Origin of the sequence: Pandoraea sp. PE-S2T-3 (assembly GCF_002179965.1) — a bacterium.
Lineage (GTDB): Bacteria > Pseudomonadota > Gammaproteobacteria > Burkholderiales > Burkholderiaceae > Pandoraea.
Window position 1 is genome coordinate 37,115 of record NZ_NGUQ01000005.1, and the last position, 21,377, is coordinate 58,491.

The 21,377-nt window shown below is 62.9% G+C and carries 15 protein-coding genes and 1 riboswitch; of the genes, 5 read left to right on the forward strand and 10 right to left on the reverse strand.

Annotated elements, in window-relative coordinates; translation table 11 throughout:
* Positions 1-154 precede the first annotated feature (154 nt).
* Positions 155-640, forward strand: a complete 486-nt coding sequence (locus CDV46_RS01350; protein WP_087721584.1) for a GNAT family N-acetyltransferase — start codon at positions 155-157, stop codon at positions 638-640.
* Between the two features lie 75 nt (positions 641-715).
* Here CDV46_RS01350 and CDV46_RS01355 read toward each other — a convergent pair whose 3' ends face one another.
* From CDV46_RS01355 to CDV46_RS01370, 4 genes are read right to left on the reverse strand one after another with little or no spacing between them, the layout of a single operon-like run.
* Complete coding sequence (locus tag CDV46_RS01355; protein WP_254915893.1) at positions 716-1,945, reverse strand: thiamine phosphate synthase; 1,230 nt, start codon at positions 1,943-1,945, stop codon at positions 716-718.
* Positions 1,942-2,790 carry a thiazole synthase gene (locus CDV46_RS01360; protein WP_087686280.1) on the reverse strand — a complete coding sequence of 283 codons (849 nt, stop codon included), beginning with the start codon at positions 2,788-2,790 and terminating at the stop codon, positions 1,942-1,944. The genes CDV46_RS01355 and CDV46_RS01360 overlap by 4 nt, the downstream gene beginning before the upstream one ends.
* A gap of 1 nt (position 2,791) precedes the next feature.
* Positions 2,792-2,989: a sulfur carrier protein ThiS gene (thiS, locus tag CDV46_RS01365; protein WP_087686281.1), complete on the reverse strand. Its 198-nt coding sequence runs from the start codon at positions 2,987-2,989 to the stop codon at positions 2,792-2,794.
* A gap of 16 nt (positions 2,990-3,005) precedes the next feature.
* Positions 3,006-4,145: an FAD-dependent oxidoreductase gene (locus CDV46_RS01370; protein WP_087721586.1), complete on the reverse strand. Its 1,140-nt coding sequence runs from the start codon at positions 4,143-4,145 to the stop codon at positions 3,006-3,008.
* 133 nt (positions 4,146-4,278) lie between these two features.
* Positions 4,279-4,404: riboswitch (TPP riboswitch) on the reverse strand.
* Between the two features lie 310 nt (positions 4,405-4,714).
* Between CDV46_RS01370 and CDV46_RS01375 the strand changes: the two genes are divergently transcribed.
* The 3 genes from CDV46_RS01375 (at position 4,715) to CDV46_RS01385 (ending at position 8,844) form a co-directional block, all read left to right on the forward strand.
* On the forward strand, positions 4,715-6,520 hold the full coding sequence (locus tag CDV46_RS01375) for an ABC transporter ATP-binding protein/permease (RefSeq protein WP_087721587.1): 1,806 nt from the start codon (positions 4,715-4,717) through the stop codon (positions 6,518-6,520).
* A 168-nt stretch (positions 6,521-6,688) separates the two neighbouring features.
* The gene (locus CDV46_RS01380) at positions 6,689-7,477 is read left to right on the forward strand and encodes an SDR family oxidoreductase (RefSeq protein WP_176398980.1); all 789 of its coding nucleotides are present in this window, start codon (positions 6,689-6,691) and stop codon (positions 7,475-7,477) included.
* Positions 7,478-7,584: 107 nt separating this feature from the next.
* Entirely contained in the window at positions 7,585-8,844 is a 1,260-nt protein-coding gene (locus tag CDV46_RS01385) for an MFS transporter (protein WP_087721590.1), read from the forward strand.
* A 172-nt stretch (positions 8,845-9,016) separates the two neighbouring features.
* Here the strand turns inward: CDV46_RS01385 and CDV46_RS01390 are convergent, their stop codons facing one another.
* The 6 genes from CDV46_RS01390 to CDV46_RS01415 all read right to left on the reverse strand — a co-directional run bounded on the left by CDV46_RS01390 (position 9,017) and on the right by CDV46_RS01415 (position 20,103).
* Complete coding sequence (locus CDV46_RS01390) at positions 9,017-9,985, reverse strand: SMP-30/gluconolactonase/LRE family protein (protein ID WP_087721592.1); 969 nt, start codon at positions 9,983-9,985, stop codon at positions 9,017-9,019.
* Positions 9,982-10,806, reverse strand: coding sequence for an NAD-dependent epimerase/dehydratase family protein (locus CDV46_RS01395; protein ID WP_087721593.1), 825 nt, complete (start codon positions 10,804-10,806; stop codon positions 9,982-9,984). Before CDV46_RS01395 ends, CDV46_RS01390 begins: the two co-directional genes overlap by 4 nt.
* Before the next feature lie 154 nt (positions 10,807-10,960).
* Entirely contained in the window at positions 10,961-12,271 is a 1,311-nt protein-coding gene (locus CDV46_RS01400) for an MFS transporter (protein WP_087686287.1), read from the reverse strand.
* Positions 12,272-12,714: 443 nt separating this feature from the next.
* Positions 12,715-14,181 (reverse strand): glutamate synthase subunit beta, encoded by a 1,467-nt coding sequence (locus tag CDV46_RS01405; protein WP_087686288.1) that lies wholly within the window; start codon positions 14,179-14,181, stop codon positions 12,715-12,717.
* Between the two features lie 96 nt (positions 14,182-14,277).
* The gene (locus tag CDV46_RS01410) at positions 14,278-19,011 is read right to left on the reverse strand and encodes a glutamate synthase-related protein (protein WP_441339296.1); all 4,734 of its coding nucleotides are present in this window, start codon (positions 19,009-19,011) and stop codon (positions 14,278-14,280) included.
* 390 nt (positions 19,012-19,401) lie between these two features.
* Positions 19,402-20,103, reverse strand: coding sequence for a transposase (locus tag CDV46_RS01415; RefSeq protein ID WP_087721595.1), 702 nt, complete (start codon positions 20,101-20,103; stop codon positions 19,402-19,404).
* Positions 20,104-20,301: 198 nt separating this feature from the next.
* Here CDV46_RS01415 and CDV46_RS01420 point away from each other — a divergent pair, with 198 nt between their 5' ends.
* On the forward strand, positions 20,302-21,150 hold the full coding sequence (locus tag CDV46_RS01420) for an OmpW/AlkL family protein (protein WP_087686290.1): 849 nt from the start codon (positions 20,302-20,304) through the stop codon (positions 21,148-21,150).
* Positions 21,151-21,377 lie beyond the last annotated feature (227 nt).

Genomic DNA, 21,377 nt, shown 5'->3' on the forward strand with positions numbered 1-21,377 from the left:
GCAAGGACTTAGGAAGGGTTTGATCGGCGCAGCTGTTGCGCCGTTGCTACAATATGCCGCTTTGGGCAATAAACCATTGATTGTTATGCAGTCTTCTCCGGCCGGGCCTGACGCCAGCGCGCCTGCGCCCTCGACTCGATTTCAGACGCGTCCGATGCGCCCCGCCGACCTTTCCCAAGTGTTGGTGGTGCAGTCACAGGCCTATGGCGACGTGATGCTGGAATCGGAAGCCACGCTGGGCTCGCGTCTGGCGCTGTCCCCCGCCACCTGCTGGGTTGCCGTGGATGAAGCCGCCGTGGTGGCCGGGTATCTGTTCACGCATCCGTGGCAACTCGCCGCCCCGCCACCGCTCGACATGGCACTCGACGCCCTGCCCGATGCCCCCGATTGCTGGTACGTCCACGATATGGCGCTCGCGCCACGTACGCGAGGCGCGGGCGTAGCGGCTCGCCTGTACGAAGCCGCATTGGCCTCGGCACAGACACTTGGGCTTGCCGCCTCCGCGCTCGTTGCAGTGCAGCAATCGCAAGGCTTCTGGGCGTGTTTCGGCTACGTGGCCGCTGCCGACGTCTCACCGCTGATCGCGGCGAAGCTGGCCGGTTACGGCGACGGCGCGGTGTTCATGACGCGTACGTTGTAATTCGGGCGGCAGTGCACGGCACATCGCCGCCACCCTCACCACCTCCCGCACACGACGTCACGCCCTCACCCGTCGTCATGCCCGTTTCGCAAATTCCGTTTGCATGCCCTTGACGGCCACTGCCACGTCGGCGGCCTCCGTCACGGCGCGCACCACAGCCGTGCAACCCACGCCAGTCTCCAGCACCTGCGGCAAGTTCTGCGCATCGATGCCGCCGATGGCAACGAGCGGGTAGTGCGGCGAAATCAGCTTCACGTAGCGCGCGAGCTTGGCCAGCCCTTGCGGCGCGGTGGTGATGACCTTGGTCGTCGTCGGGAACACGGCCCCCACGGCCAGATAGCTCGGGCGGAAGTGGTGAGCCGCGAGAATCTCGTAATAGCCGTGCGTGCTGATGCCCAGCCGCATGCCGCTCGCGTGCAGCGTTTCGACTTCAGCGGCGGAAAGCGCCGCCATGTCCTCCTGCCCCAGATGCACGCCGTAGGCGTTTGCCCTCGCCGCTTCGCGCCAATGGTCGTTGATGAACCATGCGCTGTCGTGTGTCACGCGCTTGCCGGCGGCCACCGTGCGCGCGATCTCGGACGTCAGCGCGGGATGGGCCGGGTCCTTGACGCGAAGCTGCACGGTGCCGACCTGAAGGTCAGCCATGCGCTCGCACCAGTCGGCATCGGGGAGGACCGGGTACAACCCCAGCCGTGCCGGACACGCGGGAAATTCACCGGGGCTCGGCACCTGACCAACCACTTCCGGGAACGTCGCCAACACCGTCGGCCAATCCCCCAGTGCGTCGGCATCTTCTGCCCGCGCATGGCTTCCGTCGGTACGCCACGCGCGGCCAAGCACGAGTGCGTCGTGCGGTGCAAAGCCGCAATCGAGAAACGCGGCGAACGCGGGGAAAAACGCAGGATCGTCCACGCCGGCCACGCGATAGATCTCGCCGTCCGCATACAACGTGTCTTCGACGCCACCGCGCGGCAACGCACGCGAGCACAGCACAACCGCACCCGCCGCACGCCACACGTCGATCTGCACCGAGGTGCCGGTATCCAGTGCACCTTGCGGCGTCAGCGGCCACCAGAACACGTCACCTTTGGCAAAACCGCCCGGCGGCACCTGCGCGTGCAGTCGCCATTGCGCGGTAGTCCGGGCATCCGGCCAAGGCGCGAGACGAGCGCGGATCGCGCTGGCCGCCTGTTGCCACGCCAGCGCAAGCGGCGCATCCGCCGGCAGGCACTGCACGTGATGCAAAGGATCGATATGCCCTGAATCACCGGGCGTTCGTGCAGCCGCGCGGGCGGACATCGTCATGAGTAGTCCTTGCTGTGCCAGAACGGCACGCCGACCACCGGCGTGCTGGCCTCGGCGCTTTCGCGCTCGGCCATCGGCCCGGCGAGCCACGCACTGCGCCCCGCCTTGATGGCAGACGCGAACGCACCGGCCATTTCCACCGGCTGCGCCGCCAGCGCCACGGCCGTGTTCAGCAGCACGCCATCGAAGCCCCATTCCATCACCTGACAGGCATGCGACGGCAGACCGAGACCCGCATCGACGATGAGCGGCGTGTCGGGCAGGCGATCGCGCAGCAAGCGCAGGCCATACGGATTGATCACACCCTTGCCGGTGCCGATCGGCGCGCCCCACGGCATCAGCGCCTGACAACCGACGTCGAGCAGACGGCGGCACAACACCAGATCCTCGGTGCAGTACGGCAGCACCTTGAAGCCGTCGCGAATCAATTGTTCAGCGGCCGTGACGAGACCAAACGGGTCGGGCTGCAACGTGTAATCGTCACCGATGAGTTCGAGCTTGATCCAGTCGGTCTCGAACACTTCGCGCGCCATTTGCGCGGTGGTCACCGCTTCCTGCACGGAATGGCAGCCCGCCGTATTGGGCAGCACGGGCACGGCGAGGCGCCGCAGCGTGTCCCAGAAATGGCTTTCCGACGCCTGCGCGCCGGTGCCCGAGAGTTGACGGCGCAGCGCCACGGTCACCATGCCGGGGCGGGCGGTGTCGATGGAATCGTTCAGCGCCTGCAACGACGGATAGCGCGCGGTGCCGAGCAAAAAGCGGCTGCCGAAGCGGGTGTCATAGAGGGTCAGCGCGTCGCGCGTGCTGCCTGCGGCCACGTTGGCCGATTCGGTAATTGCGTTCATTTCAGCCTCCGGCGACCGGTTGCACGACATCGACTTTGTCGCCCGGCACGAGCGCGCGCGCAGCGTATTGGGTCTTGGGCACGAACTGCCCGTTCACGGCGGCCGCGAACGGCGGCTTGGCGCCGTAGGCCGCCAGTGCGTCGGCAAGCGTTGCCGCGTCGGCCACGCTCAGCGTCTGTTGATTGATCTGGATATCCATTGCGTACTGTTCCCTCTCAAGCCCGGCGGAACAGGTCCGGCCAAGGCCGGCTTGCTCGCCACGTCTCCCAATCGAGCGCGTCTCCTACTGCCGTTGGCGCGCCCTTCGTTTGCATCAATGCCTGCGCCAGTGCGCACGCTTCGCCCGTCACCGCCGGTGCCAGCAGATAGCCGTGCCGGTAGAGGCCGTTCACGCGCAACAGCCGCGCACCGTCCCACTGCACGCGCGGCAGGTGATCGGGCAGCGCCGGGCGGCAGTTGACGTTCAACTCGACGATGCGCGCCTCACCGAACGCAGGGTTCAGCGAATGCGCCGCCGAGAGCAATTCGAGCGCCGAGCGCACCGTCATCGGCGACATGTCTTCAGATTCGAGCTCGGTCGCGCCGATCACATAGAGATCGTTCTCTTTGGGCGCGATGTAGATCGGATAGCGCGGATGCAGCAATCGCACCGGACGGCGCAGGCCGATCCCCGGCGCGTGAATGCGCACGACTTCACCGCGCACACCGCGAAGCTGCGTGAGCGCCGCGCGTGCGCCCAGGCCGCGACAGTCGATGACGAGTCCGGCGTCGGGGTAGTCCCCTTCGGTAATTTCGGTGTTCCAGTGCAGTTCGGCACCGGCTTTTGCCAGCCCTGCGGCGAGTGCCCGCAGCAACTGGCGGTTATCAAGCTGGCCCTCGTTGGGCAGCAACCAGCCTTCCTGAAAGCGTCCGGCGAGCGCGGGTTCGACATCGGCGAGCGATTTCGCCCCTTGTCCACCCAAGCGCTCGACGCCGCCGCGCAGCAATTCAGGCGGAGCATTGGCGCGCATGCGGCGGTCGAACATGACAGCTTCGGCGCGGTCGGGCTGGTGCCACACGACGAGCGTGCCGTTGCGTTGGAAGAACACGTGTTCGGGCAGGCCGTCGATCAGCCCGGGCCAGCGCTCGAGCCCGACGGCGCCCATTTCGACGATGCTCGGCTCGGCCACGGCCGCTTCGGCCAGCGGTGCGAGCATGGCGGCGGCGACCCAACCGGCGGCAGACGAGCCGTCGGCATCGCCGCGCTCATAAAGCGCGACGCGCGCGCCGGCGCGAATCAGTTGCCACGCGACGAGACGGCCGGACAGCCCCCCGCCGAGCACGGCAACGTCGGGACGTGAAGTCGTGGCGCTCATACGCGCACGCCCGCACAGGCCATCTCGGCGTGCAGGCACTCAGGGCAATGCGAAGGAATTTGCGGAAGGTAACGCATGGGGTCCTTTCCTCATGAAAGCAAAAGGACGAAACGGTGCCAGGCACCTTACCCCACTGGAGGAGTCGGAAACTTCCCACGCCGGTATTACCCGGGTCGGGTGCAAAGGGTCTCTCTCAGCCCCGCAATCGTCACGCATGGTCTACACCCGCGTCAGATACGGAGCACCCCTGTTTCGCCCGCAGCCATTACAACATAGATGCCGACGCCCGTGCAAGCTGGCTTCCCGGGTGGGTAGACGCTCGACGCGTCTCGTTTTTTGACGTTTTTCCCGGGCGTTGTAACAGCGCGTAAACTGAATTTCGGCGTGACGCGAGCCCTGGGCCGGGAATCGTGCAACACACTGAGGAAGACGACGGTCAAACGAACCGTCGGGTACCGGTGAAGCCGTCGGGGCGTCATCGGGCACTCGATCCGGAACACGCGCGGCCGCGCGCCTCCGGGCACTCCCCATAACACGTTGCACCACTGCGGCAACGCCGCCAGACGATCATGGCCCACACGCCGACGCCACCCACGCCACCCGCCTCGCCGGAGGTTCCGCCGCCGGGCGCCACCGATCCGGCAAAGCCGGCGCCAACGCCCCCGAAATCGCCCACGGCATGGCAACTGATCCGGCCGTACTGGGTCTCCGAAAAGCGTTGGGAAGGACGCCGCCTGCTGCTGCTCGTGATCGCCCTGAATCTCGCGGTGGTGTTCATCAACGTGCGCCTGAACGCGTGGAACGCGCGCTTTTACGACGCCCTCGACAAGCGCGACTGGCCGATCTTCACTTCGTCGCTGATGGAGTTCGCCGTGCTGGCGTTCAGCTTCATCATCATCGCGACGTTTCGCACGTACTTCCGGCAGATGCTGGAAATCAAGTGGCGGCAGTGGGTCACCGATACGAATCTGACGAAGTGGTTCACGCGTCAGGCGTATTACCGTATCGAGCGCGATCATCTGGCGGACAACCCCGACCAGCGTATTTCCGAGGACATTCGTACGCTGGTGAATTCCTCGCTGGCGCTCTCGCTGGACCTGCTGACCACGCTCGTCTCGCTGTTCTCGTTCGTGACGATTCTCTGGACGATTTCGGGTGCCGTCTCGTTCGCGCTCGGCACGATGAACGTGACGGTGCCCGGCTACATGGTCTGGGTCGCAGCCCTGTATGCCGTGGTCGGCTCGTTCTTCATCTTCAAGGTCGGCCGCCCGCTCGTCGGACTCAGCTATCGCCAGCAACAAGTGGAAGCCGACTTCCGTTTTCTGCTGGTACGGCTGCGTGAAAGCTCGGAGCAGATCGCGTTGTATCGCGGCGAAGGCGCCGAGCTTTCGCGCCTGAAATCGGCCTTTGGCGCGGTGCGCGACAACTGGTGGCAGATCATGGTCGTCACCAAGCGGCTGATTTTCGCGAACTCGATTTACGGTCAGATCGCCATCGTGTTTCCGATCATGGCGGCGGCGCCCCGGTACTTCGCGGGCGCCTTCACGCTGGGCGTGCTGATGCGCATCATCGATGCGTTCGGACAGGTCAGCGATGGCTTCTCGTGGTTCGTGAACAGCTTCACGACGCTGGCCGACTGGAAAGCCACGATCAACCGGTTACGGGAATTTACACGCGTGATCGACGAACCGCCGCGCGCCGGCGGCATTGCGGTGGTCCCCGCGCAGGCCGGTGCAGCGCCCGCGTTCACCGCCACCGATCTGCAACTCGCGCTGCCGAACGGCGCACCGCTCGCGAACGTCGGCTCGTTTGCCTTCGCACGCGGCTCGCGCTGGCTGGTGCGCGGGCGCTCCGGCTGCGGCAAGAGCACGATGTTGCGCGCGCTGGCCGGGCTGTGGCCATTCGGCAGTGGACAGGTCGACGTACCCGCCAATGCGCGTGTCCTGTTCCTGTCGCAACAGAGCTATCTGCCGATCGATACGCTGGCGGCTGCGCTTGCCTTCCCGTCGCCGCCGCAAACCTTTACCGATGCGCAGTATCGCGATGCGCTCGCTGCGGTGAGCCTCGGGCAATACAGCAACGATCTGCAAACCGTCGCGCATTGGGCACGGCGTCTGTCGGGCGGCGAACAGCAACGGCTCGCGGCAGCCCGTGCGCTGCTTCAGAAACCCGACTTCCTCTTTCTCGATGAAGCGACCAGCGCGCTCGATGTCGAAACCGAGGAAGCCGTGTACGACGCGCTGCACGCGAATCTTCCCGATACGACGATGGTCAGTGTTGCGCATCGCGAGACACTCGGCCGGTTCCATCAGCACACCATGACGCTGCATCCCGTCGAGGAGGTTGCGCCACCGCGCGCGGTCGGGGCGGCATAGTGATTTTCGCCCCTTTTTTCACCCAGTTTCACCGCCGCTTTCGGCATTCGCACAACGGTATTGGCCGCGACTTTGTTCACTTCCTAATTAATATTGACGCGGCTATTCCACGCCTCCCCCCGTTTGGCATAATCACACGCACCCTCCGCTTTATCCGGGCTCACCGTGATTACCCCTACTTCTTCGTCAGGCGACCATGCCCGACGCACTATCGTCGTGACCGGTGCCGCCTCAGGCATCGGTGCCGCCATCGCACGGCACCTCGCCGCGCCCGACACGCAACTTCTGCTGCACACACGCGGCAGCTCCCCTGAGAGCCAACAACGACTCGCCGATGTTCGCACCACGTGCGAATCGCTCGGCGCAAATTGCGCTGTGTGGCTGGGCGATCTCTCGGATGTGTCTGCCGCCGCGCGACTGATCGACGCCGCCCGCGACGCCTTCGGCCCCGTCGACCAGATCGTGAGCAATGCGGGTTTCGCCACGCGACAAAGTTTCGCCGACATCGACGACGAGGCCTTTGCCCACGCACTGGCGGCCATGCCCGGCACCTTCGCCGCGCTGCTGCGCTGTGCCCTGCCCGACTTGCAACGCTCGTCGCGCGCGAGCATCGTCGCGATCAGCTCGTTCGTCGCACATCGTATCGCCGCGAACACGACCGGGTTTCCTGCGACAGCCGCCGCGAAAGCCGCCATCGAAGCGCTCGCGAAAAGCGCCGCCGCCGAGTACGCGCGCGCCGGTATCACGGTGAACTGCGTGGCACCGGGCTACACCCGCAAGGACGGCGGACACTCCGCGATGGACCCGGCCGCATGGCAACGCGCTGCCGACGCCACCCCGACCGGCCGCCTCTGCGAACCCGATGACATTGCCGCACTCGCCGCCTTCCTGCTCGGCCCGCACGCCCGGCAGATCACCGGTCAGGTGATTCACGTCGACGGCGGCCTGACGATTTAACACCGCGTCAGAACAACAACACCGTGCGACGGCACAGGTGACCGGCGCAGGCAGCGCTGGCAGCACACACACATAACGACAAATACACGATTCACCGAGGAGTCTTCATGGCATTTTTTTCCTGGTTCAACGAACTCAACACGAAGGAACGCAAGGCCCTGTATGCGGGCTTTGGCGGCTACGCCGTCGACGCGTTCGACTTCATGATCTATTCGTTTCTGATCCCGACGCTGATCGCCGCATGGGGCATGACGAAGGGTGAAGCCGGCATGATCGCGACCAGTTCGCTGATCTCGTCAGCGGTCGGCGGATGGCTCGCCGGGATTCTCGCGGACCGCTACGGCCGCGTTCGCGTCCTGCAATGGACGATCGCCACGTTCTGCCTCTTCACGTTCCTCTCGGGCTTCACCAACTCGTTCTGGCAACTGCTCATCACGCGCACGTTGCAAGGCATCGGTTTCGGCGGGGAGTGGACGGTGGTCACGATGATGATGGGCGAAATGATTCGCTCGCCCCAACATCGCGCGAAAGCGGTCGGTACGGTGCAAAGCAGCTGGTCCGTGGGTTGGGCCGCGGCGGCGTTGCTCTACTGGTTCTTCTTCGCCGTGCTCGATGAAGGCACGGCATGGCGCGCCTGCTTCTGGATCGGCATTCTGCCCGCCGTGTGGATCACCTACGTGCGCCGCAACGTGTCGGACCCGGAGATATTCACGCAAACGCGCAAGAAGATTGCGGAGGGAAAACTGCAAGGCAACTTCACGCAGATTTTCGCGCCCGAGCATCTGAAGACGACGATTCTCGGCAGTCTGCTTTGCACCGGCATGCTCGGTGGTTACTACGCGATCACGACGTGGCTGCCGACGTATCTGAAAACGGTGCGCGGTCTGTCGGTGTTCAATACGAGTGCGTATCTGATCGTGCTGATCGTCGGCTCGTTCGTGGGCTATATCGTCGGCGCGATTCTTTCGGACAAACTCGGCCGTCGCGGTGCGTTCATCTTCTTCGCCGTCGCCTCGTTCGTGCTCGGCATGGTCTACACGATGCTGCCGATCACCGATAGCGCGATGCTGTGGCTGGGCTTCCCGCTGGGCATCGTGGTGCAGGGTATTTTCGCGGGCATCGGCGCGTATCTCACCGAGTTGTATCCGAACCATATTCGCGGCTCGGGTCAGGGCTTCTGCTACAACCTCGGGCGCGGCATCGGTTCGTTCTTCCCGATCGCCGTGGGCATGCTCGCGCAAACGGGCTCGCTCGTGAAAGCCATCGGCTTCGTCGCCGGTGGCGGCTATTTGCTGGTGGTGGTCTGCGCGCTGCTGTTGCCCGAGACACGCGGCAAGGTGCTTACGACGCCGGACTTCACGCACTGATTGCGCACTGATCAAGCACTGAAATGGCAAAACGGGATGCCGGATCGCGAACGACGTTCGATCCGACATCCCGCTGCCTCACCGGGCGCTCGCCTGAACCACCGCGAGCGCGCCGGACAACTACCGCGGTGCGCGCCGCTTGTACGCGGCGTCGCGACCGTCATACCCCCGCCTACACACCCGCTACCGGCCCAACATTCAACACGCCCGCATAAGGCGTTTCCGGCAAACCCTGCACGCCGCATCGCACGGCTAACACGTGACCATCGTGCTCGCTGGCATTCGCCCCCGGACGGATCGACGTGACAAACAACGTATCGTACTCTCGCCCGCCAAACGCGCACATCGACGGTTTGGACACCGGCAACACGATCTCGCGATCCAGTGCACCGGCAGGCGTAAAGCGCAGCAACCGGCTGCCATCGTTCGCACAAGTCCAGTAGCAGCCGTCCGCATCGACCGCCGCGCCATCGGGACGGCCCGGGTACTGGTTCATATCCACGAACAGGCGCTGCCCGCTGATCGCACCGCTATCGATATCGAAGTCGAACGCCCACACGAGACGCCGCGTCGGGTGCGAATCGCTCAGGTACATCGTGCGGCCATCGGGCGAGAAGCCCAGACCGTTCTGCGTCACCAAGGCATCAACCAACGGCGCCGACAACTGGCCCGCGGCGTCGAACCGGAACAACGCGCCGGCATCGCTCGCCAACGACATGTCCTGCACCATCGTGCCCGCCCAGAAGCGGCCCTGCCGGTCACAACGTCCGTCGTTGAAACGCATGCCGGGCGCCGGAAACACCGGCGCGGCGAGACGTTGAAATTTCGCCGTGTCGACGACGCCCGACTTACCGGGATCAGCGAGGTCATCGCGGTGCACCGCAAACAGCCCGGTCTCGGCACCGGCGAGCAGGGTGCCCGATGCGTCGAACGTGAAGCACGCCACCTGCTCGGGGAAGGTCCACTGGCGATGCACGCCATCGGCCGGCGTCAGCCGATGCAGTTGCTTCGCCGGAATATCCACCCAGTAGAGCGCCTGTTCGTCAGCGCGCCAGAGCGGGCTCTCGCCCACCGCGTGCGGTGCCGCACGCGCCGGCTCCAGTCGCTCAACATGCTCGACGCGTTCGATCGACAGACTCATGCCTTGGGCTCCATCGGCCCCATCAGCACGAACGGACCGCCTTGGTAGCGCTGGGTCCAGTCATCCATTTGCGTATCGGGTGCCTTCGCCGGGAACAGCCCGGCGAATTCAGCCGAACTGTCTTGCGGGCGGTAGCCGAGGAACGATGCCTTGGTGTTGTCGACCCACAGCGTCGGGTTGTCCGACACGCCGTAGACGATGGCGTGGCCCACGCGGTTGGTGAACAGCGAGCAGCGCACCAGTTCAGCCAGATCGCGAAAGCTCAGATACGTGATCATCATGCGCGGATTCTTCGGCTGCTCGAACGACGAGCCGATGCGCAGACACACGGTCTCGAGACCGAAGCGATCGAAGTAGTAGCGCGACAGATCTTCGCCAAAACACTTCGACAGCCCATACATGCCATCGGGACGGTGAGGCGCGTCGGTGTCGAGCACTTCGGTGACTTCATGGAAGCCCACCGCATGGTTGGAACTCGCGTACACGATGCGCTTCACGCCCTGCTTCTGCGCTGCGCTGTAGACGTTGTACAGCCCCAGAATGTTCGCTTGCAGAATGTCGTCGAACGGCGCTTCGACGGAAATACCACCCAGATGCACGAGCGCATCCACGCCGTCGAGCAAGGCGTGCACGGCGGTGCGATCTGCGAGATCGACCTGCATCGCTTCTTCGTGCGGTGCGTCTGCGGTGACCGGCACGATGTCGCTCACGCGAACGATGTCCGCCCATTCGGCAAGCTTGCCGCGCAATTGTTTGCCGAGGTTGCCCGCCGCGCCGGTCAGCAACAGACGGCGGAAGGGTTTGCCGGAAGTCTGGCTCATGTCACTCCTTGTTCATCGGTAGATCGCCATGCATACGTCGATGCATCGCTACAACGAAATCGACACTGCGCCACACACCCATCGAGGTGCGCGGCGCAGTGTCCGTCAAACTTGCTGTTCAGACTTGCGTTCAGGTTCAGGCGAACGCGCAGGCTCACGCATTCGCCGTGCGCCCCACATCGACACGCTGCGCCGGTGCCGGGGTCGCCGTGCCGGTGATATGCGGCTTGACCACGGTCCACAGAATCACCGCACCGATCAGGTCGCCCAGACCCAGTGCCACGAAGAACGGCGCATAACCGACGGCGGTCACGAACGCGCCGATCACCAGCGTGAACAACAGGTTGCCAATACCGGCCGAGAGACCCGCCAGCCCGGTGACCGTCGCCACCTCGTTACGCGGAAACAGGTCCGCCGACATGGAGATCACGCTGATCGAAAGCGTCTGATGCGCAAAGCCGCCGAGGCACAGCAGGAAGATTGCCATCATCGGGTCTTTGACGAAGCCCACGCCGCACATCGCCGTCATGACGAACGCACCGATGGTGAACACCACGCGCTTGCCGTTGAAGATGGTGATCTTGAAATGCTTGTTGAGCCACACGGAAATGGTGCCACCCATCAGACAGCCGATGTCGGCCGCCACGAACGGCAGCCATGCCGTCGCTGCAATGGTCTTTAAATCGAAGCCACGCGCCTGACTCAGGTACAACGGCATCCAGAACACGATGGTGCCCCACACCGGGTCGGCGAAGAAACGCGGCAGGGCGATGCCCCAGAAATTACGCTGACGCAGAATCGAGCGCAGGTTCGGCTTGCGCGCATCGGCCGCCGCATCGACGACGTTGCCTTCGTTGATGTAGTCGGATTCGGCCTGCGTGAGCGCCGGGTGGTCCGTCGGATGACGATAGAACGCGAACCACAGCGCCCCCCACACCAACCCCAGCGCACCGGCGATGACGAACGCGGTTTCCCAGTTGTAGCGCAGGATCGACCAGGCGATCAGCGGCGGCGCAAGAATGGCGCCGATAGATGTGCCGATGTTGAAGATGCCCGCCGCGAACGCGCGCTCTTTCGACGGAAACCAGAAGGCTGCGGCACGCATGCCGGCCGGAATAAACGACGCTTCGGCCAGCCCCAGCAAACCGCGCAGGACGAACAGACCGACCCAGCCGTCTGCCAGACCGTGCAGCATGCACACGATCGACCACATCACGCCGCACAGCAGGAAGCCCAGACGCAGGCCGATGCGGTCCATCAGGTAGCCCGTCAACGGGGCACCGATCGGGTACAACACGAGGAATGCCCCCGTGATCCAGCCGTACTGCTGGGTGCTGATGTGGAGATCCTTCATCACCGTGGGGGCGGCAACGGCAAGTGAGCTGCGCGCAAGGTAGTTCATGACCGTGCCGAGTGTCAGCAGTCCGATCATCCACCAGCGCAGGCCTTTGATCTTCAGTGCCATGATGGTTGTCTCTCTGTTGTGGATTTTTTTGTTGCGAGTGCATGGCTCGCATGGAGAGGCATCCTACGTGAGACGATGTACGATGACAATGCCTGTTTATGGCGTTTACGGATAATCCCTAGTGTTTTGATTCGCCCCGGCACGGCGCGTCATACGCCTTATATACATTGATGTTTGCACATGTTGGGAAGGATTTCCCACATGTCGGCGCATTGAAAAGATGTCTTGTTGTATGACATCTTATATTTAGCGATTTACTGAATTTCCAGCTGAGCGAGCGTTGCACCCGACAGCGCCTGCGCAAGACGAACAGGCAAGAAAAAACCGCCCGAACGTTGCCGTTCGGACGGTTTCTCCACAGCGACGCGACTGCCTACGGCCGCGCCCCCTCCTCTCAAACTCAACAACCACCCCGTATTTGTGGTTTTGGCAGGCAAACTTGCTTAGCGCGGCAGTTCCGAATGGCCCATCAGGAACTCGTCGACCGCACGTGCGCACTGACGGCCTTCGCGAATCGCCCACACCACCAGCGACTGACCGCGACGCACGTCACCGGCTGCAAACACCTTCGGCAGATTCGTCGTGTAGGCGCGCTCGCCTTCGGTCGAGGCACGCACGTTGCCGCGCGCATCCTTGTCCACGCCGAACGCGTCGAGCACGGTCTGGAGCGGCGAGACGAAGCCCATGGCGAGCAGCACCAGATCGGCCTTCAACTCGAATTCCGAGCCAGCCACTTCCTGCATCTTGCCGTCCTTCCATTCGAGGCGCACGGCGATCAGCTTTTCCACCTTGCCGTTCTTGCCTTCGAAGCGCTTCGTCGCGACCGACCAGTCACGCTCGCAACCTTCGTCATGACTCGACGACGTGCGCAGCTTGGTCGGCCAGTACGGCCACACCATCGGCTTGTTTTCCTGCTCCGGCGGCTGCGGCAGCAACTCGAACTGCATCACGTGCTTGGCACCGTGACGGTTCGACGTGCCCACGCAATCCGAACCCGTATCGCCGCCGCCGATCACGATCACGCTCTTGCCGGTTGCCAGCATCTGGTTCGCCAGCTTGTCGCCCGCATTGACCTTGTTCTGCTGCGGCAGGAATTCCATCGCGAAATGCACGCCTTCGAGCTCACGCCCCGGCACCGGCAGATCGCGCGGCTGTTCCGCACCACCCGCGATGACCACGGCGTCGAACTGCGCTTGCAGTTGTTCCGGCGAAATCGTCTCTTTCGAGAAGTTGTTGATGGTGGCATCCGGCGCCTCTTTGCCGATGTACACACCGGTGCGGAAGGTCACGCCCTCGGCTTCCATCTGACGCATGCGGCGATCGATCAGCCACTTCTCGAGCTTGAAGTCGGGAATGCCGTAACGCAGCAGGCCGCCCACGCGATCGTTCTTTTCGAACACGGTCACGTCGTGACCGGCGCGTGCCAGTTGTTGCGCCACTGCCAGACCCGCCGGGCCCGAGCCGACCACCGCAACCGTCTTGCCAGTCTTGTGCTTGGCGGGCTGCGGCTCAACCCAGCCTTCGCTCCACGCCTTGTCGATGATTGCGTGTTCGATCGACTTGATGCCCACGGCGTCGCTGTTGATGTTCAGCGTGCACGCGGCTTCACACGGTGCCGGGCAGATGCGGCCCGTGAACTCCGGGAAGTTGTTCGTCGAGTGCAACACCGCAATCGCCGACTTCCAGTCCTGGCGATACACCAGATCGTTGAAGTCGGGAATGATGTTGTTGACCGGGCAACCGTTGTTACAGAACGGGATGCCGCAATCCATGCAGCGCGCGCCCTGTACTTTTGCCTGATCGTCGGAGAGCGCGAGCACGAACTCCTTGTAATGCTTGACCCGTGCCAGCGGTGCTTCGTACGACTCGCTCTGGCGCTCGAATTCGAGAAAACCTGTGACCTTGCCCATGTTTCTTCAGTCGGAAAGTTTTGTGGTTACCGTGCCTCACCCGCGCGCGGCACGCCGACAGGGCCCTCACCCTGTGACGTGACCGCGCATTCGGTATCAGGCCGCCAGTGCTTGTTTGTCGTTGGCTTTGGCCATTTCGCCCAAAGCACGTTTGTATTCGTTCGGGAACACCTTCACGAACTTGCGGCGGGCGCTGTCCCAGTCCTCGAGCAACGCCTTGGCGCGCATCGAACCGGTGTACTGGAAGTGACGCTCGATCAGCTCGCGCAGCAACGCTTCGTCGGTCTGGCCGCGATGCCACAGGCCCTGACTCACCGTACGCTCCTGCTCGCCGTGCGGCAGCACCGGATCCAGCGCGACCATCGCCGTGTTGCACTTGGCGCCGAAGGTGCCGTCGGCGTCGTAGATGTACGCCACGCCACCCGACATGCCCGCAGCAAAGTTGCGGCCCGTCTCGCCCAGCACGACCACCGTGCCGCCGGTCATGTACTCGCAACCGTGATCGCCCGTGCCTTCCACGACGGCCGTAGCCCCCGAGTTACGCACGCAGAAGCGCTCGCCGGCCACACCATTGAAGAACGCTTCGCCTTCGATGGCGCCGATCATCACGGTGTTGCCCACGATGATGTTGTTCTCGGCGTCGCCGCGGAAGTCGTTGGTCGGACGCACGATGATGCGGCCGCCCGACAAGCCCTTGCCGACGTAGTCGTTACCGTCGCCCACGAGATCGAGCGTGATGCCGCGCGCCAGGAAGGCACCGAAGCTCTGACCCGCCGTGCCCTTGAGTTGCACGTGGATCGTGTCGTCCGGCAGACCTTCGTGACCGTAGCGCTTGGCGACTTCGCCCGAGAGCATCGCGCCGACCGTACGGTTACGGTTACGCACCGGCTGAATGAACGAGACGTGCTCGCCCTTCTCCAGCGCCGGCAATGCCTTCTCGATCAACGCGTGGTCGAGTGCCTGCACCAGACCGTGATCCTGCGACTCGACATGCAGACGCGGCACCGAGTCTTCGACTTCCGGCAGGTAGAAGATGCGCGAGAAATCGAGACCCTTCGCCTTCCAGTGCTCAACGCCCGACTTGGTGTTGAGCAGGTCGGCACGGCCGATCAGGTCATCGAACTTCGCGATGCCCAGTTGCGCCATGATTTCGCGCACTTCCTCGGCCACGAAGAAGAAGTAATTGACGACGTGTTCCGGCTTGCCCTGGAATTTCTTGCGCAGCACCGGATCTTGCGTCGCCACGCCCACCGGGCAGGTATTCAGGTGGCACTTGCGCATCATGATGCAGCCTTCGACGACGAGCGGTGCCGTCGCGAAGCCGAATTCGTCAGCGCCGAGCAGCGCACCGATCACCACGTCGCGGCCGGTCTTCATCTGACCGTCGGCCTGCACGCGGATACGGCCGCGCAGACGATTGAGCACCAGCGTTTGCTGCGTCTCGGCCAGACCCAGTTCCCACGGCGAGCCAGCGTACTTCACCGACGACAGCGGCGAGGCGCCCGTGCCGCCATCGTGACCGGCGATCACGACGTGATCGGCCTTGGCCTTGGCAACACCGGCAGCCACCGTGCCCACGCCCACTTCGGACACGAGCTTCACCGAGATCGACGACGAGGCGTTCACGTTCTTCAGATCGTGAATCAGCTGTGCCAGATCTTCGATCGAGTAGATGTCATGGTGCGGCGGCGGCGAGATCAGACCCACGCCCGGCACCGAGTAACGCAGCTTGCCGATGTACTCGGTCACCTTGTGACCCGGCAATTGACCGCCTTCGCCCGGCTTCGCGCCCTGCGCCATCTTGATCTGGATCTGATCGGCAGAGACCAGATAGTCGGCCGTCACACCGAAGCGACCCGAGGCCACTTGCTTGATGCGCGAGCGCAGCGAGTCGCCGTCTTGCAGTTCGATGTCGGCTTCGATGACATCGTGGCCGACGATCGAGGCAAGCGATTCGCCCTTCTTGATCGGAATGCCCTTGAGTTCGTTGCGATAACGGCGCGGATCTTCACCGCCCTCACCCGTGTTCGACTTGCCGCCGATACGGTTCATCGCCACGGCCAGCGTCGCGTGCGCTTCGGTCGAGATTGAACCGAGCGACATGGCGCCCGTCGCGAAACGCTTCACGATATCTTTGGCCGACTCGACTTGATCGAGCGGGATCGCGCGTTGCGGATCGACGCGGAACTCGAACAGACCGCGCAGCGTCATGTGGCGCTTGCTTTGGTCGTTGATGAGGTTCGCGTATTCCTTGTACGTCTGGTACGAGTTGGAACGGGTCGAGTGCTGGAGCTTGGCGATGGCGTCCGGGGTCCACATGTGGTCTTCACCACGAATGCGGAACGCGTATTCGCCACCGGCGTCGAGCATGTTGGCCAGCACCGGGTTGTCGCCGAAGGCTTCGCGATGCAGACACACTGCCTCTTCCGCCACTTCGAAGATGCCGATACCGCCGACGTTCGATGCCGTGCCCTGGAAGTACTTGCGGACCAGTTCCTGCGACAGGCCGATCGCTTCGAAGATCTGCGCACCCGTGTACGACATGTACGTCGAGATGCCCATCTTCGACATGACCTTGTGCAGGCCCTTGCCGACGGCCTTGACGAAATGCTTCACGGCCTTCTCGGGCGTCAGGTCGCCGCCTTGCTTGCGGGCGATCTGGGCGAGCGTTTCCATTGCGAGGTACGGGTGCACGGCTTCTGCACCGTAGCCGGCCAGCAGCGCGAAGTGATGCACTTCACGGGCCGAACCGGTTTCCACCACGAGACCCGTGCTCGTGCGCAGGCCTTGCGCCACCAGATGCTGGTGCACAGCCGACGTAGCGAGCAGCGCCGGCATGGCGACTTGTTCGCGATTCGTCAGACGGTCGGAGACGATCAGGATGTTGTAGCCCGACTTCACCGCGTCAACGGCTTCGGCGCACAGCGATGCGAGGCGGGCTTCGATGCCTTCCTTGCCCCAGGCGACCGGGTAGCAGATGTTCAACTCGTACGAGCGGAATTTGCCGCCGGTGTACTTGTCGATGTGGCGGATCTTCGAGATTTCCTTGAAGTCCAGCACCGGCTGCGACACTTCGAGACGCATCGGCGGGTTGATGTTGTTCGTGTCGAGCAGGTTCGGCTTCGGGCCGATGAACGACACCAGCGACATCACCATGTTCTCGCGGATCGGATCGATCGGCGGGTTCGTCACCTGCGCGAACAACTGGCGGAAGTAGTGATAGAGCGTCTTGTTCTTGTTGCTCATGACCGCGAGCGGGCTGTCGTTGCCCATCGAGCCCACGGCTTCTTCGCCGTTGATCGCCATCGGCGTCATCAACAGCTTCACTTCTTCCTGCGTGTAACCGAACGCCTGCTGCAAGTCGATCAGCGGCGTGGCCGTGTCGTGATGCACACCGGCCTCTTCCACCTTCGGCTCGATCTCGTCGAGCTTGATGCGCACGGCGTCGATCCAGCTCTTGTAGGGCTTCGCGTTGGCGAGGTTGTCCTTGAGTTCCTTGTCGTCGATGATGCGGCCCTGTTCCATATCGATCAGGAACATCTTGCCCGGTTGCAGGCGCCACTTCTTGACGATCTTCGACTCGGGAATCGGCAGCACGCCCGACTCCGACGCCAGAATCACCATGTCGTCATCGGTGATGACGTAGCGCGCCGGGCGCAGACCGTTACGGTCGAGCGTCGCGCCGATCTGACGGCCGTCGGTGAAGGCGATGGCGGCGGGGCCGTCCCACGGCTCCATCATCGCGGCGTGGTACTCGTAGAACGCGCGGCGGTTCTCGTCCATCAACGTGTGCTGTTCCCAGGCTTCCGGGATCATCATCATCATTGCGTGGGCGAGCGGGTAGCCGGCCATCGTGAGCATTTCGAGGCAGTTGTCGAACGATGCCGTGTCCGACTGGCCCGGATAGATCAGCGGCCACAGCTTTTGCAGATCGCTGCCGAGCACGGCCGACGAGATCGCGCCCGTGCGGGCGTTGATCCAGTTGACGTTGCCCTTTACCGTGTTGATTTCGCCGTTGTGCGCCACCATGCGATACGGGTGGGCGAGTTCCCAGGCCGGGAACGTGTTGGTCGAGAAGCGCTGGTGCACGAGGGCGAGCGCGGAGACGGTGCGCGGATCGGCCAGATCGCGGTAGTAGCGGCCGACCTGATCGCACAGCAGCAGGCCCTTGTAGACGATGGTGCGTGCCGACATCGACGGCACGAAGTATTCCTTGCCGTGCTTGAGCTTGAGCGCCTGAATGCGGTGGCTCGCGGTCTTGCGGATGACGTACAGCTTACGTTCGAGCGCGTCGGTCACCATGATGTCCTGACCGCGCCCGATGAAGATCTGGCGGATCACCGGCTCGGTGGCCTTCACGTTCGGCGACATCGGCATGTCGCGGTCGATCGCGACATCGCGCCAGCCCAGCACGACCTGACCTTCGGCCTTCACGGTGCGCTCGAGCTCTTGTTCGCAAGCGAGACGCGACGCGTGTTCCTTCGGCAGGAAGATCATGCCCACGCCGTACTCACCGGCCGGCGGCAGCGTGACGCCCTGACGGGCCATCTCTTCGCGGTAGAACTGATCGGGAATCTGGAGCAGGATGCCGGCACCGTCGCCCATCAGCGGGTCGGCGCCCACGGCGCCCCGGTGATCGAGGTTCTCGAGGATCTTCAGACCCTGCTCGACGATGGCGTGACTCTTCACACCCTTGATATGGGCCACGAAGCCGACACCGCAGGCGTCGTGTTCATTGGCCGGGTCGTACATGCCCTGTGCGTCCGGCGCCACGTACGCCTCACCCGGCAGCGCTGCTGCCGTCGCAATCGGTTGCTGTTTCTTTTCCACGAGTTACACCGTCTCTTGGCGAGGCCGCCGCGCGCATGTTCGTCACGGTCGGCCGGGTTAAGTGGGGGTTGGCCGGGCAGGCCAGACTGCGGTGTCGCACGCGTCGAAGATCATTCTCGAGTGTCGCCACAGGTACCGACTCAGTGCGCACGGTTTTGCGCATCGCACCAATCGGCCGAAGTTGGAATATACGCTATGAAATTCACAATGACAAAATATTTTAATGGGGTCAGATTCTAATTAGAGACCGCACCAAAAGAAGGCTTATTTTTATTGGGGTCAGATTATTTTCGGCAATTTGACCGCCGCCATTAATTTGTTGAATTTCAAGCAGTTGGGGGAGATTGGCGAACCCGGACGGGTTCGCCGATGGGGAGATTCAGCAGGGGATTAGAGCAGGTCGCTGGCCGACTTACGTGGACGACCACGGGTAAGTGGACTCACTCGGCGATTCGCCGCCAGCGACATTCGCGCCAGATATTCGGGGCCGCCAAGCAGCCATCCTTTCTGCGTTGCTGTACGCAGCGCGTCAACCTCATAGGGTGGCAGCGGAACCGAGAACCCCTCCGCGTAGGTGCGTTGACGCTCGAACGGCGTATTGCCAAGTGACCAATACAGCGCGTGATCGGTCACGAGGCTATCGACTGTCAGGCCCACGTGATGGTTGTAGCTCGACCACACATAGTTGCCCGGGGCGTCGGCCAGCCCGGCACGCACCGGGTTGAGTTCGACATAACGGCTCGCGAGCAGCAGATAGTGCTCGGCCTCGATGACCGTCGCCCGGTAGCGCCCTTCCCACAAGGTGCCGGTGCGCTGGTGCCGCCGGTTGAAGTACAGCACGTAATAGCGCCCGACCGCCTGAAGCGTGGCGGGCAGGCTGCGCTCGTCGGCGGGCGTCGCGACCAGGTGGAGGTGGTTCGGCATCATGCACCACGCGTGAATCGCCAGCCCGTGCGCTCGCGCGGCCTCGCGCAGACGGTCATGGAATACACGCCGATCCTCGTCGTCCACGAAGATGGCTTGCCGGTTGTTGCCGCGCAGAATCACATGCTGCGGCTGACGGGGAATAAAGAGTCGCGGTAATCGGGCCATGCGAATTCAAATGTAAAGCTTTAAAGCTCGATATCACGATTCGCGAGGCAGTTTCAACAGCAAAAACCTCTTTAAATACTGATATCTAGCCAATTCCCTTTGATTCGTACAAAAACTCTAGATTCGACGATTGCGCCCAGAGTCCACCAGCGCATAATGCATCGAAAAATAAATAAATAATCTTGGGAGGATAGACAAATGACAACTCGGACCTACCGGTCCGCAGCGTGCTTTTGCGCGCTCGGTATCGGCATATCACTGGCGTCCACCAGCGCCACTGCACAACAAGCCGGCGACAACGTCGTCAACCTCGGGTGGTTTCACATCGCGCCGCAAGACTCGAGCAAGCCGATGACCACCAGCACCAATCAGGACGGTCTCACCCCAGCGCTCGTGCCGGCGAACTTTACCTCACCGGGCTCCGGCGCGAAGGTCAGTAATGCCGACACGCTCGGGCTCGTCATCACCCACTTCATCACCGACAACATCGCCTTGCAAACGGTGGCCGGCGTTCCTGCCAAATTCAAGCTCACCGGCCAGGGCGTGATTGCACCCCCGGGTCTCGCCGGCGCGCTCACGAGTATCGACCTCGGCGCCGCGCAAAACAACCCGATCGTGCAAAGCGTTCGGCAATGGAGTCCCGCGCTGGTATTCCAGTATTACTTCGGCCAGGCGAATTCGGCCTGGCGTCCTTTTCTCGGCGTCGGTGTGAGCTACACGTTCTTTACAAACGTCAGTCTCAATCCGAATTTCGAATCAGCGCTGAATCAGAATTTCGGTAGCGTGCTCGCCTTTACTTCCGGACATAACGGTCCGACGACGGTAGAAGCGAAATCATCGGCATCGTGGCAACCGGTTGTGAATGCCGGTGTCTCTTATGCGTTCGACAAGCACTGGGTCGCAAGCGCATCGGTTTCCTACATTCCGCTCAAGACCACGGCCAACATCAAGATCAAGGCACAGGACGGTACGGTGCTTGCGTCCTCAGATGCCGAAATCAAGCTGAATCCGATTGTGACCTTCGTCTCGCTCGGCTACAAGTTCTAAAGCCAGCCTGCGGGACGCTAATTGCGTTCGTAATATCGGAGTCCGGAGGTTTTTTCTCAAAGCGTGCCTGACGTATAAAGGCACGCTTTTCTTTCGTCCAGCGCTTTTTTCTAAGGGCATTCCATGAGTCGATGCGTGGAAACAACACCTTTAGAGCGACACCTCCAGTCTCATGCTACCCGCGACTTTCCACGCTCGGCATAATGGCCCTGAATTTCATTTACCGA